This is a genomic window from Bacillus salipaludis (assembly GCF_030938565.1).
GTDB classification, from domain to species: Bacteria; Bacillota; Bacilli; order Bacillales; family Cytobacillaceae; genus Neobacillus; species Neobacillus salipaludis_A.
Map to the genome: position 1 here is coordinate 2,240,486 of NZ_JAVGVR010000001.1, position 15,134 is coordinate 2,255,619.

Genomic DNA, 15,134 nt, shown 5'->3' on the forward strand with positions numbered 1-15,134 from the left:
TTAATGTTTGATAGCCTTGTTTTTAGTACAGAGTTTTTACACCCTGACACTAGAAAGTCAGGGTGTTTTTTCGATAAAAGAGAGGCGGGATGAACTTATGTTAACTCACTTATTGACAACAAATGAATTAAAGGTTGAAGAGATTTACCAAATTTTAAGTGATGCGAGGAAGTTTTCAGAAGGGATGAAATGGCAGCCGGCAAAACAGGTTTTTACCGCGAATTTGTTTTTTGAGCCTAGTACAAGAACAAAAAGCAGCTTTGATATGGCTGAAAGAAAGTTAGGCCTCGAAGTAATCCCATTTGAAGTGCTTACTTCAAGTGTCCAAAAAGGTGAGACTCTCTACGATACAGTAAAAACCTTGGAGTCAATTGGTGTAAATGCAATCGTTATTCGGCACCAGCAAGACCGGTACTTTGACGAATTAGTGGGCAAGGTAAATATCCCGATTATCAATGGCGGGGATGGCTGCGGCCATCATCCTACACAATCTCTTTTAGATCTTATGACAATTTATCAAGAGTTTGGCCGTTTTTCCGGTTTAAACATCGCTATTATCGGCGACATCCGTCATAGCCGGGTGGCACGCTCAAATGCGGATGTATTAACGAGACTGGGAGCGGAAGTTATTTTTTCAGGGCCGGAAGAATGGTTTGATAACCAAAGTTTAAGCTTATCGAAGTTTAGGCCCATTGATCAGGCCATTAAGGAAGCGGATGTAGTCATGCTTCTTCGTGTGCAGCATGAAAGGCACCAGCAAAAAGGAAGCTTTACAGCGCATGATTACCATAAACAATATGGTCTTACAATAGAAAGAGAAAAGTTAATGAAGCCGGAAGCCATTATCATGCATCCAGCCCCTGTCAATCGAAATGTTGAAATTGCTGACAGCCTAGTTGAGTGCAAGCGTTCGAGAATTTTTAAACAAATGGAAAACGGTGTATATGTCAGAATGGCTGCTTTAAAAAGAGCTCTAGAAAATCTTGAAGGAGGAAATAACAATGAAACTGCTTATTCAAAACGCTTATTACACAGCATCTAATGGAGAAAAAATTCAATCAGATATATTAATAGAAAATGGTGTGATTACTAAAATTGAGGAGAATATTACAGCGGCTGTTGATCGTAAAATTGATGCAGCAGGATTGCTTGTTACTCCTGGATTTATCGATTTGCATGTCCATCTTCGTGAGCCTGGTGGAGAAAAGAAGGAAACCATTGCAACGGGGACATTAGCTGCTGCTAAGGGCGGATTTACAACCATCGCAGCTATGCCGAATACGAGACCGGTTCCTGATTCCAAAGAACAAATGGAGTGGATGCAACAAAGGATCAAGGAAACAGCAAGTGTCCGCGTTTTACCGTATGCTTCAATCACAACCAGACAGCTTGGGCAAGAATTGACCGACTTTGCGGCACTTAAAGAGGCAGGAGCATTTGCCTTTACAGATGATGGTGTAGGGGTGCAATCTGCTGATATGATGCTGCAAGCGATGAAAAAGGCAGCAGAAGTGGATATGGCGATTGTTGCGCACTGTGAGGAAAACACGTTGATTCATAAAGGCAGTGTCCATGAAGGAGAATTTTCAAAAAATAATGGTTTAAATGGAATTCCATCAGTTTGTGAATCGGTTCAAATTGCAAGAGACGTCCTACTTGCTGAAGCGGCAAACTGCCATTATCATGTCTGCCATATTAGTACCAAGGAATCTGTCCGGGTAGTAAGAGATGCGAAAAGAGCAGGAATTCAGGTTACTGCGGAAGTAACCCCGCACCATTTATTACTTTCTCAAGATGATATTCCTGGACTTGATGCAAACTATAAGATGAATCCGCCGCTAAGGGATGCCAGCGACCGTGAAGCGCTCATTGAGGGTCTTTTAGACGGAACAATCGATTTTATTGCAACAGACCATGCACCACATACTGCAGAGGAGAAAAGCGAAGGGATGGTCGCAGCACCATTTGGAATTGTCGGCTTAGAAACGGCTTTCCCGCTACTTTATACAAACTTAGTATTAAAGAATATCATTACGCTTGAGCAATTAATTGAGTTTTTAACAAAGAAACCGGCAGAAGCATTTGGCCTGCCATATGGGAAAATCGAGGTTGGGGCACCGGCAGATCTTGTCCTATTGAACCTAACAGAAGAACAAAATATAAACCCAGAGGAATTTTTATCAAAGGGAAAAAACACCCCGTTTGGAGGCTGGGCATGTAAGGGCTGGCCGATCATGACAATCGCAGAAGGAAATATAGTTTGGGAAAAAGGATGTGTTACAGCATGAAGAGACAGTTGGTTTTAGAGGATGGAACGATTTTTATCGGTGAAGGTTTTGGCAGTGATAGCGAAACGGTTGGAGAGGTAGTATTTAATACTGGAATGACCGGATACCAAGAAATTCTATCCGACCCGTCCTATTGCGGACAAATCGTTACATTGACATACCCTTTAATTGGAAACTATGGGATTAACCGTGATGATTTTGAAACAATTAATCCGGCAATAAAAGGATTTATCGTAAAAGAAGTATGTGATTTTCCTTCAAACTGGAGAAGTGAATTTACTCTTGATGAGTATTTCCAAATGAAAAAAATTCCTGGTATTGCCGGGATTGATACACGTAAATTAACAAGAATTATCCGTCAGTACGGAACCTTAAAAGGAGCTATCTGCAGTATTGAAAAAGATGCAAATGAAGTAATTGAATCATTACGCAGCAAAACACTTCCAATCGATCAGGTAAGACAGGTTTCTACGAAAAATCCGTATCCAAGCCCAGGACGTGGAAAAAGAGTGGTTCTTGTAGATTTTGGAATGAAACACGGCATTTTACGAGAATTAAATAAGCGTGACTGCGATGTAGTTGTCGTGCCATACCATACAACTGCTGAAGAAATCCTTCAACTGCGTCCGGATGGAATCATGCTTTCGAACGGACCTGGAGACCCAAAAGATGTTCCAGAAGCAATTGATATGCTAAAAGGAGTATTAGGGAAGGTTCCTCTATTTGGAATTTGCCTGGGTCATCAATTATTTGCTCTTGCTTGCGGGGCAGACACAGTAAAAATGAAGTTCGGCCACCGCGGATCCAATCATCCGGTAAAAGACCTTGCTACTGGAAAAATCGCGATTACATCACAAAACCATGGCTATACTGTCGAAGCAGATTCTGTTAAAAATACAAAATTAGCAGTTACGCATGTTGCGTTAAATGATGGGACAGTTGAAGGTTTAAAGCATCTGGAATATCCTGCATTTACCGTTCAATACCATCCTGAAGCCTCACCAGGACCGGAAGATGCAAATGGATTATTTGAACATTTTATTGCGCTTATGGAAGAGAACAAACAGGAGGTAACAGCACATGTCTAAACGTACAGATATTAACTCCATTTTAGTAATCGGATCAGGCCCAATTGTAATCGGCCAGGCTGCGGAATTTGATTATGCAGGCGCACAGGCTTGTATCGCTCTTAAAGAGGAAGGCTACCGTGTTATCCTTGTCAATTCAAATCCTGCTACGATTATGACAGATACAGAGATGGCTGATGCTGTCTACATCGAACCTCTGACAGTAGAATTTGTCAGCCGCATTATTCGCAAGGAACGCCCTGATGCTCTATTAGCAACTCTTGGAGGGCAAACAGGTCTTAATCTTGCCGTTGAATTATCAAAATCAGGCGTTTTGGAAGAGTGTGGCGTAGAAATTCTCGGTACAAAGTTATCGGCGATTAACCGAGCTGAGGACCGTGAATTATTCCGGAATTTAATGAACGAATTAAACGAGCCTGTTCCTGATAGTGAAATTGTCCATGAATTGGCTGAGGCACAGGCCTTTGTTGAAAAAATTGGTTTCCCTGTAATTGTTCGTCCAGCCTTTACGCTTGGAGGAACAGGCGGTGGGATTTGTCATAATCCTGAAGAATTAGAGGAAATTATTACAAGCGGTTTGAAGAACAGCCCGGTTCATCAATGTTTACTTGAGAAAAGTATTGCCGGTTATAAAGAGATTGAATATGAAGTCATGCGTGATGCAAATGATAATGCCATTGTGGTATGTAATATGGAAAACATCGACCCGGTGGGAGTACATACGGGCGATTCAATTGTAGTAGCACCAAGTCAAACCTTAAGTGATCGTGAATATCAACTGTTACGTAATGTTTCATTAAAGATTATCCGTGCGCTTGGAATTGAAGGTGGTTGTAACGTCCAGCTTGCCTTAGATCCATACAGCTTTCATTACTATATCATTGAAGTAAATCCAAGGGTCAGTCGTTCTTCCGCACTTGCATCAAAAGCGACAGGATATCCAATTGCTAAACTGGCAGCAAAAATTGCTGTAGGTTTAACACTTGATGAAATGTTAAACCCGGTAACAGGAAAAACCTACGCAAGCTTTGAACCGGCACTTGATTATGTCGTGACAAAAATCCCAAGATGGCCGTTTGATAAGTTTGAATCCGGAAACCGTTCACTTGGAACACAAATGAAAGCAACGGGCGAGGTCATGGCAATCGGGCGTACATTTGAAGAGTCTCTGTTAAAAGCAATCCGTTCTTTAGAAGCTGGAGTGTATCATTTTGAACTAAATGGTGCAGCAGATATTGATGATGAATTAATTGAAAAGCGGATTCGTAAAGCAGGGGATGAGCGTCTCTTTTACATCGCTGAAGGTTTAAAACGAGGTTTAACGATTGAAACGATTCATCAATGGAGTAAAATTGATTTGTTTTTCCTTAAGAAGTTGGAAGGAATTATTCAGCTTGAAGCTAAACTCTCTGAAAATCCTTTTGATAAGGATCTGCTCCTTTTGGCAAAACAAAAAGGATTTACTGATGAAAAGATTGCAGAGCTTTGGAACAGTACGGAAAAAGATATTTACAAATTGCGAAAAGATACCGGACTTGTCCCAGTTTATAAAATGGTCGATACATGTGCATCGGAGTTCGAATCGGAAACACCGTATTATTATGGGACATACGAAGAGGAGAACGAATCTGTTGTAACGGGCAGAAAAAGCGTTGTTGTATTAGGTTCAGGTCCAATCCGGATTGGTCAGGGGATTGAATTTGATTATGCCACTGTCCATTCTGTTAAGGCGATTAAAGAGGCCGGCTATGAAGCAATTATTATTAACAATAACCCGGAAACTGTTTCAACTGATTTCAGTATCTCAGATAAGCTTTACTTTGAACCACTTACAATCGAAGATGTAATGAGCATTATTGATTTGGAAAACCCAATCGGAGTTGTCGTACAATTCGGCGGACAAACTGCCATTAACCTTGCTTCAAAGCTTGAAGATCATGGGGTGAAAATCTTAGGAACAGGCTTAGCGGACCTTGACCGTGCTGAAGACCGGGATAAATTTGAACAGGCGCTTGTCGCACTAAACATTCCTATGCCGCTTGGTAAAACAGCATTATCAGTAGAGGAAGCACTTGTGATTGCAGAAGAGATTGGGTATCCAGTTCTTGTCCGTCCATCTTATGTCCTTGGCGGCCGGGCAATGGAAATCGTCTACCGTAAAGAAGAACTTCTACATTATATGAAAAATGCAGTGAAAATTAATCCAGAGCATCCAGTCTTAATTGACCGTTATTTGACCGGTAAAGAGATTGAAGTAGATGCAATCTGTGACGGTGAAAATGTATTAATCCCAGGAATCATGGAACATATTGAACGTGCCGGAGTCCATTCAGGAGACTCAATTGCTGTATATCCGCCTCAAACTCTTTCTGAAGAGTGTAAACAGACTCTCGCTGAATATACAGTAAAACTGGCTAAGGGATTAAATATAATCGGCTTACTAAACATTCAATATGTGTTAGCAGGTAATCAAGTTTTTGTACTTGAAGTAAACCCGCGCTCAAGCCGTACAGTACCATTTTTAAGTAAAATAACCAATGTGCCAATGGCGAAAATTGCGACGAAAGCGATTTTAGGTACATCCATCATTGAACAGGGTTATACACCTGGGCTTGTTTCGGAAAAAGAAGGCGTATTTGTAAAGGTTCCAGTCTTCTCGTTTGCAAAATTAAAGGATGTCGATATTACCTTAGGGCCTGAAATGAAATCAACTGGTGAGGTAATGGGTAAGGATGTAACGTTAGAAAAAGCTCTTTATAAAGGATTAGTTGCATCAGGAATGAACATTCAAAAGTTTGGTACGGTATTATTTACGATTGCTGATAAAGATAAGCAGGAAGCACTGCAGCTTGCGAGACGTTTCTCCACTATTGGATACCGCCTTATGGCAACAAGCGGAACCGCATCTGTACTGGAAGCAGCAGGCCTGCCGGTTAAAGTAGTTGGTAAAATCGGTTCGGAAGGAAAAACCTTGTTAGATGTCATTCATCATGGAGAAGCACAATTCATCATTAATACATTAACAAAAGGAAAACAACCTGAACGCGATGGCTTCAGAATCCGCCGTGAAGCTGTTGAAAATGGTGTTCCATGTTTAACTTCATTGGATACTGCTGATGCAATTCTAAAGGTAATTGAGTCGATGAACTTCTCTACAGAAGCGATGACAAGCGAGAAAAAGAGAGGCGGTTTTTGCATGATCCGTAAAGAGGTATGCAAAATCATCAGCCAAGAGGAAATTGCTCAGGATATTTATGAGCTGACAGTCGCAGCTGATTTTGTAAAGGATATACGTTCACCAGGGCAGTTTGTCCATATTCGCGTTACCAGCAGCTGGGATCCACTTTTACGTCGACCGATTAGTATTTCATCCTACGATGATGAAAAGTTTACGATGATCTATCGAAAAGAAGGTCATGGAACTGGGATGCTTGCAGAAATGAAAGCAGGTATGGAACTTGATATTCTAGGACCACTGGGAAATGGTTTTCCAGTTGAAGAAGCTGCAGTTGGCGAAACAGCATTGCTTGTTGGTGGAGGCATTGGGGTGCCTCCGCTCTACGAGCTATCCAATCAATTGCGGAAAAAAGGGGTCAAGGTCATTCATGTCCTCGGCTTTCAAACAAAATCTGCTGTATTTTATGAAGAAAAGTTTGCGGAAAATGGGGCAACCCATATAGCTACTGCAGACGGATCTTATGGTTATAAAGGATTTGTAACCGATGTAATGAGAGATTTGAACTTTGATTTAATTTATACATGCGGTCCAACACCAATGCTAAGAGCCATTGAACAGAGCCATTCTGATAAGAAACTATTTTTATCGTTAGAGGAACGGATGGGCTGCGGTGTAGGAGCATGCTTTGCCTGTGTGTGTAAAACGGTGGAGGGTTCAAGCACTTCATATAAGAAGGTATGCAGTGATGGACCTGTATTTCGTGCCGGGGAGGTTTTAATATGAGCCGTTTAAATATCAATCTGCCTGGTTTAAACTTGAAAAATCCGGTTATGCCTGCCTCAGGTTGTTTTGGATTTGGCCGAGAATATAGCAAGTTTTATGATTTAAGTCTTCTTGGAGCAATTATGATAAAAGCAACGACAGTCGAGCCAAGGTTTGGAAATCCGACACCAAGGGTTGCGGAAACGACTTCAGGGATGTTAAATGCCATTGGATTGCAAAATCCGGGATTAGAAAAGGTCGTTTCGGAAGAACTGCCATGGCTCGCGCAGTATGATGTTCCGATTATCGCGAATGTAGCGGGTTCCCTTGAGGAAGATTATATAGCTGTTGCCAAGGAAATTTCAAAGGCTCCGAACGTTCATGCCCTTGAACTCAATATTTCTTGTCCAAATGTAAAAACGGGTGGAATCGCCTTTGGGACGATTCCCGAGGTGGCAAAACAGTTAACACGGAAAGTGAAGGAAGTTTCCGAAGTACCAGTTTATGTAAAGCTTTCACCGAATGTTACTAATATAGTGGAGATGGCTAAAGCAGTTGAAGATGGCGGTGCTGACGGATTAACAATGATTAACACCCTAGTTGGAATGAGACTCGATTTAAAAACAGGCAAGCCGGTTTTAGCGAATCGGACAGGCGGCCTCTCCGGTCCAGCAGTTAAACCCGTTGCAATTAGAATGATCTATGAAGTTAGTCAAGCAGTTAACATTCCGATTATCGGCATGGGCGGCATTACCTCTGCAGAAGATGTGATTGAATTTTTTTATGCCGGGGCAAGCGCTGTAGCCGTAGGTACAGCCAATTTCGTTGACCCATTTGTTTGTCCGGCAATTATTGAGGAATTACCTGTTTTATTAGATAAATTAGGATATGAACACATTAGTGAATGTCGCGGAAGGAGCTGGAAGCAGCATGAACAACTCGCTTATCATCGCGCTTGATTTTGCTAATGGTAACGAAGTAAAACAATTTTTACAACCATTTGCTGGAAAAGAACTTTTTGTGAAGGTGGGCATGGAGCTATACTACCAGGAAGGCCCTTCAATTATTCATTTGTTAAAGGAAGCTGGGCATCAGATTTTTTTAGATTTAAAGCTTCATGATATTCCAAATACGGTAAAGAGTGCAATGCGAGGTTTGGCTAAACTGGAATGTGATCTTGTGAATGTACATGCTGCTGGTGGCAGGGAAATGATGCAGGCCGCATTAGAAGGTTTAGAAGCTGGCACCTCTGCTGGCCGCAAGCGTCCTGACTGTATAGCGGTGACACAATTGACAAGTACTTCTGAGGAGCAAATGAATCGCGAGCAGTTGATTCCTGGATCCTTGATGGATTCCGTTCTTCATTATGCGTCGTTGACAAAGGAAGCGGGTTTAGATGGTGTCGTTTGCTCGGCATGGGAAGCGGGAGCAATCAGGGAAAAACTCGGCCCTGATTTTTACACAGTAACTCCTGGGATTCGAATGGTTTCCGATCATATCGGCGATCAAAAGCGCGTAGCTACTCCGGAATTTGCAAGAAATACGGGGGTTACTTCCATTGTCGTTGGGCGCTCAATTACTAGGTCAGCAGACCCATTAAAAAGTTATGAACAATGGATGGAAGCATGGAAGGGAGTAACAATATGAAACACTCGATTGCTGAAAAACTTTTAGGAATTAATGCAGTAGCGTTAAAACCGAATGAACCATTTACTTGGACTTCAGGGCTTCGTTCCCCGATTTATTGTGATAATCGTTTGACTTTATCCTATCCGGAAGTAAGAAGAGCGATTGCTAATGGGTTGCGTCAACTAATTGTTGAGAAATTCCCGGAAGCAGAAATTATCGCCGGCACGGCAACTGCCGGTATTCCGCATGCTGCCTGGGTAAGTGAATTGATGGATTTACCGATGTGTTATGTCCGTTCAAAGCCAAAGGGTCATGGAAAAGGAAACCAAATCGAAGGGAAAGCGGAACAAGGACAAAAGGTTGTTGTGGTTGAGGATTTAATTTCAACCGGAGGCAGTGTCATTACGGCTGTTCAGGCATTAAGAGAAGCGGGCTGCGACGTGCTTGGTGCTGTTTCGATTTTCACATATGGACTTGATAAGGGAAAAGAGGCATTTGAGCAAGAAGGAATTGCTGCTGTTTCCCTAACGGATTTTGCTACATTAGTTGAATCAGCAATTGAAAAAGGCTATATTAGTGAAAATGATAAAGATAGTCTTTTAACATGGAGCAAGAATCCTGCTGAATGGAGTAAGCGGTTCGAATAATAAATGAAAAGACCCCGGGGGACAGGGGTCTTAGGTTGTCGAGAAAGGGTATTTTCTCGGCAATTTTTTACTTTGTCAAATCTAAATAACAATTTTATTGGTTGTCCTAACAAAAGGGCCTGTTGATTTCCACTTCGGTCACTCGCTTTCCGCGGGGAAGTCCTGGAGCCTCCTCGGCGCTTGCGCCTGTGGGGTCTCCAGTGACCTCTCTATCCCGCAGGAGTCGAGTGCCCTCCGCTCCAATCAACAGGGGGGTAAATCAATTGTTTAGATCTTCAAAATATTGGCCAGTCTCTACCTCTACTTCTTTGCATATTTATGTTAATTTTGTGCCTGCGTTTAAATGGGGTGAAACTGTAAATAAAACACGTCCCCTAACCATATTGTTTATATTGAACGTATCCTAAAAAGATACCTAATATACATCATCTTAAAAGTAAAAGCAGATTAGTTGGGCTGCCACATTACAATAAGTATGAACTTTTTTAAGAAGAAACAAAAAATCAATAATATTGCAATCAAGTCTAGAACGTAGTCATTGGAACTAATTTATTAATAGAAACAAATTCATATTCACTTTGAGGAACCTCTTTTGGCTTAAACATTAAATTCACCACTTATTTCAAATAGTTAAGGATTTGAAATAAGTGGTGAATGCACCTGTTTATTGGAGCGGAAGGCACGAAGACTCCTGCGGGAGTACGGGGCAGGGGAGACCCCGGAAGCGCCAAAGCGCTGAGGAGGCTCCCCGGCACGCCCGCGGAAAGCGAAGTGCCTGGAGCGGAAATCAACCGACTTTTTGTACAGACCCAACCCTATAATATTAAAATGAATTTAACGCGGTGAACAATTAAAGAGAGCGAACGAAATAAAAGGCTATCGAATGATTTCGACAGCCTGAGACCCCGGAATCCCCGGGGTCTTTTTACTGTTTCTTCAATTTAAGTACCAATTCTTCATCCGGTGTTACATAGACCGTCTGCTGATTGTCATAGATCACGAATCCTGGTTTGGCACCGCTTGGTTTTTTAACAAATCGAACCCTGGTAAAGTCCACAGGGACCGAGCTTGAATTCCGTGCCTTACTGTAATAGGCAGCAAGTGAAGCGGCTTCCAAAATGGTTGTGTCAGTTGGTTCCTTACTGCGAATCACAACATGTGACCCGGGAATATCCTTCGTATGGAGCCAAATCTCATCTCTTGCCGCAAATTTATTGGTTAAATAATCATTCTGCTTATTATTTTTCCCGACAATAATTTCGGTATTATCAGATGCTGTAAAATAATCAAGTACAGGTTTTGCATTTTGCGCCTTTTTTCCATTCCGTTTCTGACGGTCGCGAATATAGCCGCCTTCAACAAGCTCCTCACGAATCTCAACGATATCTTTAGGGGATGCGCTTCCGACCTGCTGCAGTAGATTTTCAAAATAAGCGACTTCCTCGAGAGCTAATTGAATTTGTTCCTCGACAATCGATACCGAATTTTTTGCCTTTTGATATTTTGAGAAATATTTTTGGGCGTTTTCTGAAGGTGACTTCCTTGGATCAAGTGGAATCGCCACTGTTCCACCTGTCTCATCATAATAATCCAGGACCTCGATTTCTTTCATCCCTTTTTTAGCTGCGTATAGATTCGCGGTTAACAGCTCTCCATAGCGTTGAAATTGCTCCGCACGTTCAGCATCAAGTAATGTAGCCTTCAACTTAGCAATTTTTTTCTCATTCTTTTCCTTTTCATTGATAATGAATCGTTCAATGTCATTGCCCTGCTGCTTGACTCTGTCTCGTTCCGCCTTACCAAAATAAAACCGATCTAGCATTTCGCTAAGGGTTGGATAGTTCCGGGATTCTCCTTTTAAATGATGGAGTGGAAATAAATAAAAAGCTTCTTTTCCGCCCGCTGAAATAATCGAAGGTGTAATTTCATTATCTCGAATTTGTTTAATCATTCCAATAAACGTTTTTGGTAGGGTGGTGCGGTTAGCAAGCCCGCTTTGAAAGATTGCTTCTTTAGCAAATACTGGAGAAATACCGGCAAACTTCTCGACAAGTTGACGGTCCAGCTTACCGTCGTTAAAATCCAATTTCATTAACACGTCTTCTTCCACTGCTTGAAAGGGATTTTGCTTATTTTGCTCAGGAGGGAAGACATACGGCTGCCCTGGTAAAATTGCCCTGTAGCTGTTAACGCTAAAGGATATGTGTTTAATACTATCAAGGATGAGATTTCTGCTTTTATCAACCAAAACTATGTTGCTGTGCCTTCCCATAATCTCAATAATTAATTGTTTGTAACTTATGTCTCCAATTTCATTCCGACCTTTAATTTCAAAAATAATCAATCGGTCATTTTCTACTTGATAAAGATCTTCTAAAATATATCCTTCAATATGCTTTCTAAGCAGCATACAAAACATTGGCGGTTCACTTGGATTTTCATAAGCTTCATTTGTAAGCTGAACCCTGGCATAGCTCGGATGTGCGGATAATAGCAGCTTTTGATTCACACCATTGGCCCGGATTGTTAAAATCACTTCGTTTTTATATGGTTGATGCACTTTATTAATCCGCCCGCCTTTTAAGGATCGGGAAAGTTCGTTCACCATTGCTTTTGTAAATAAACCATCAAATGACATAGATAAACATCCTTTACTTGTCTTTATAGGTCAATTATATCGTACTCAATTAAAACCTGTCTTATTTTAAATTTTATCATAGCATTTTTTGGGACGAGCGCGAATAAGCTTTCTTTAGAGTAAGTCTATTAAAGGGGGAAGTGAGATGGTCGGATGAAGTTCCATGAAATGGAGATTAAACAAGTAGAAAAGGTCTTAGAAACCGACTTTTCTTCTGGTTTATCAACGGAGGAAATAAAAAAGCGCATAGCCCAGCACGGTCATAATGAATTAGACGAGGGAGAAAAGCAATCGGCTTTACTCTTATTTTTTAGTCAATTTAAAGATTTTATGGTTTTAGTGCTGCTGGCAGCAACATTAATTTCCGGTCTACTAGGCGAATATATTGATGCAATTGCGATCATTGCGATTGTAATCATTAATGGGTTTTTAGGTTTTTTCCAAGAGAGAAAAGCAGAAAAGTCTTTGCAGGCATTAAAGGAATTGACCGCACCCCAAGTATCCGTCTTACGGGATGGACAATGGCTAAAAATTCCTTCTAAGGAAATAGTTATTGGCGATATTCTAAAATTTACAAGCGGTGATCGGATTGGCGCGGATGTCCGTATCATTGAATCGAAAAGCTTAGAAATCGAAGAATCTGCCCTAACGGGTGAATCTGTGCCCGTTTCCAAATCGATAGATGCCTTACAAACAGCAAATCCAGGTATTGGTGACATGGAGAATATCGGCTTTATGGGCACGATGATTACAAGAGGAAGCGGGTTAGGGGTTGTTATTGCAACCGGGATGAAAACCGCAATGGGGCAAATTGCTGATTTACTGCAAAACGCTGAGTCCCAGGAAACACCCCTGCAGCGCCGTTTGGAACAGTTAGGGAAAATTCTTATCACAGTAGCATTAGTATTGACCGTGCTTGTTGTAGTAATTGGGGTATTCCAAGGACATGAGTTGTATGAAATGTTCTTAGCTGGGGTTTCCCTAGCTGTCGCGGCAATCCCAGAAGGTCTGCCAGCGATAGTAACCGTCGCATTATCTCTTGGCGTCCAAAAGATGATAAAGAAAAATGCGATTGTAAGAAAGATTCAAGCAGTGGAAACCCTTGGCTGTGCCTCAGTTATTTGTTCTGATAAAACGGGAACAATGACGCAAAACAAAATGACGGTAACACACTTATGGAGCAGCGGGCATACATGGACTGTGGACGGTGTCGGGTATCAACCGCAAGGGAAATTTTATCGGAATGAAAAAACAGTTCATCCAAAGGATGAGAAAGCACTACAGCAAATGCTAATTTTTGGAATGCTGTGTAATCATTCTGATTTAGTCATGAACGAAGAAGAAATTATTCTTGATGGTGATCCAACAGAAGGTGCACTCCTTGTTAGTGCAATGAAAGCCGGATTTGACCGCCCTGCCTTATTAAAGGAATTTACGGTTATCAATGAATTTCCATTTGATTCAGCGAGAAAAATGATGAGTATGCATGTAAAGGATAAGCAAGGTAGGCATTTTATTGTGACTAAAGGGGCTCCTGATGTTATATTGGGAAATTGTGAATCCATTCTCTGGGAAGAGAAAACACAATATTTGGGGCAGGAAATACAGAATAAAGTTCAAGATGCCATCAACGGACTTGCTGCTAAGGCATTAAGAACCATTGCAATTGCCTTTAAACCGGTTCCAGCACATACAGTTATCATAAGCGAGCATGAAGCTGAGAAGAAATTAACCTTTATTGGAGTTCAAGGAATGATTGACCCGCCAAGACCTGAAGTGAAAGATGCGGTAAAAGAATGTAAAGAAGCCGGTATTAAAACCGTCATGATAACAGGAGATCATGTCATTACCGCAAAAGCGATTGCCTCGCAGCTAGGAATTCTAACAGGTAAAAGCAAGGTTCTTGATGGGAAGGCATTGTCTGATATGTCTGTTGAGGATTTAGAAAATGTGGTGGAGGATGTATCTGTTTTTGCTAGGGTTTCACCGGAGCATAAATTAAAAATTGTCAAAGCCTTACAAAATAAAGGACATGTTGTGGCGATGACCGGGGATGGGGTAAACGATGCACCAGCAATTAAAGCAGCAGATATCGGGGTGGCAATGGGAATTACCGGGACCGATGTAGCCAAGGAAGCATCGGCGCTCGTATTGTTAGATGATAACTTTGCAACCATAAAGGCGGCTATTAAAGAGGGAAGAAATATATATGAAAATATTCGAAAATTCGTCCGCTATTTACTTGCCTCCAATGTTGGTGAAATCTTGGTTATGTTATTTGCCATGATTTTAGGCTTGCCGTTGCCTTTGGTACCCATTCAAATTCTTTGGGTAAACCTGGTAACAGATGGGCTACCTGCAATGGCACTCGGTCTTGACCGACCTGAAGAAAATGTCATGAAGCGAAAGCCGCGAAGTCCAAATGAAGGTGTCTTTTCAAGAGGTTTGGGCTGGAAAGTGGTTTCAAGAGGTTTTCTTATTGGATTGGTTACATTACTTGCATTTATGATCGTCTACCAAAACGATTCAAGTCGTCTTGATTATGCCCAGACAATAGCATTTGCAACACTTGTAATGGCTCAGTTGATTCATGTTTTCGATTGTAGGAGTGAAAAGTCGGTACTCTCAAGAAACCCTTTCGGAAATCAATATCTTGTTTGGGCAGTAATTTCTTCTTTAGTGCTTGTACTGGTTGTCATATATTATCCGCCATTACAACCTGTTTTCCACACCCTGCCGATTTTAGCAAAGGATTGGCTGTTAATCATGGGATTATCCTCCGTTCCAACTTTTTTACTAGCGGGTTCATTTTTATTAAGAAAAACAAAATAAAGTATGATATAATCCAAAAGGTAGTAGAGGAAACACTCTATTACCTTTTTTGACTAACCGATCACATATGAT

General features: G+C 41.4%; 9 protein-coding genes and 1 pseudogene. 9 read left to right on the forward strand and 1 reads right to left on the reverse strand.

Annotated features, from left to right (window positions below; genetic code table 11):
* The first annotated feature begins 97 nt into the window (after positions 1–97).
* The 8 genes and pseudogenes from RCG21_RS11115 to pyrE all read left to right on the forward strand — a co-directional run bounded on the left by RCG21_RS11115 (position 98) and on the right by pyrE (position 9,592).
* Positions 98–1,042 (forward strand): aspartate carbamoyltransferase catalytic subunit, encoded by a 945-nt coding sequence (locus RCG21_RS11115; RefSeq protein WP_133332497.1) that lies wholly within the window; start codon positions 98–100, stop codon positions 1,040–1,042.
* On the forward strand, positions 1,002–2,288 hold the full coding sequence (gene pyrC, locus RCG21_RS11120) for a dihydroorotase (RefSeq protein ID WP_133332496.1): 1,287 nt from the start codon (positions 1,002–1,004) through the stop codon (positions 2,286–2,288). Before RCG21_RS11115 ends, pyrC begins: the two co-directional genes overlap by 41 nt.
* Positions 2,285–3,376: a carbamoyl phosphate synthase small subunit gene (locus RCG21_RS11125; RefSeq protein ID WP_133332495.1), complete on the forward strand. Its 1,092-nt coding sequence runs from the start codon at positions 2,285–2,287 to the stop codon at positions 3,374–3,376. The genes pyrC and RCG21_RS11125 overlap by 4 nt, the downstream gene beginning before the upstream one ends.
* Positions 3,369–6,542: pseudogene (gene carB / locus RCG21_RS11130) on the forward strand (carbamoyl-phosphate synthase large subunit); the annotation flags it as partial. The gene RCG21_RS11125 and the pseudogene carB, both read left to right, overlap by 8 nt.
* Before the next feature lie 30 nt (positions 6,543–6,572).
* Complete coding sequence (locus RCG21_RS11135; RefSeq protein WP_133332493.1) at positions 6,573–7,337, forward strand: dihydroorotate dehydrogenase electron transfer subunit; 765 nt, start codon at positions 6,573–6,575, stop codon at positions 7,335–7,337.
* Positions 7,334–8,275: a dihydroorotate dehydrogenase gene (locus tag RCG21_RS11140; RefSeq protein WP_133332492.1), complete on the forward strand. Its 942-nt coding sequence runs from the start codon at positions 7,334–7,336 to the stop codon at positions 8,273–8,275. Before RCG21_RS11135 ends, RCG21_RS11140 begins: the two co-directional genes overlap by 4 nt.
* Positions 8,247–8,963 carry an orotidine-5'-phosphate decarboxylase gene (gene pyrF / locus RCG21_RS11145; RefSeq protein ID WP_133332491.1) on the forward strand — a complete coding sequence of 239 codons (717 nt, stop codon included), beginning with the start codon at positions 8,247–8,249 and terminating at the stop codon, positions 8,961–8,963. Before RCG21_RS11140 ends, pyrF begins: the two co-directional genes overlap by 29 nt.
* Positions 8,960–9,592, forward strand: coding sequence for an orotate phosphoribosyltransferase (pyrE, locus tag RCG21_RS11150; RefSeq protein WP_133332490.1), 633 nt, complete (start codon positions 8,960–8,962; stop codon positions 9,590–9,592). Before pyrF ends, pyrE begins: the two co-directional genes overlap by 4 nt.
* A gap of 925 nt (positions 9,593–10,517) precedes the next feature.
* On the opposite strand, the gene RCG21_RS11155 is transcribed toward pyrE, so the two are convergent.
* A complete protein-coding gene (locus RCG21_RS11155) occupies positions 10,518–12,230 on the reverse strand; it encodes an Rqc2 family fibronectin-binding protein (RefSeq protein ID WP_133332488.1) in 1,713 nt (570 codons plus the stop codon).
* A gap of 153 nt (positions 12,231–12,383) precedes the next feature.
* Here RCG21_RS11155 and RCG21_RS11160 point away from each other — a divergent pair, with 153 nt between their 5' ends.
* Positions 12,384–15,062, forward strand: a complete 2,679-nt coding sequence (locus RCG21_RS11160) for a calcium-translocating P-type ATPase, SERCA-type (RefSeq protein ID WP_308913168.1) — start codon at positions 12,384–12,386, stop codon at positions 15,060–15,062.
* Positions 15,063–15,134 lie beyond the last annotated feature (72 nt).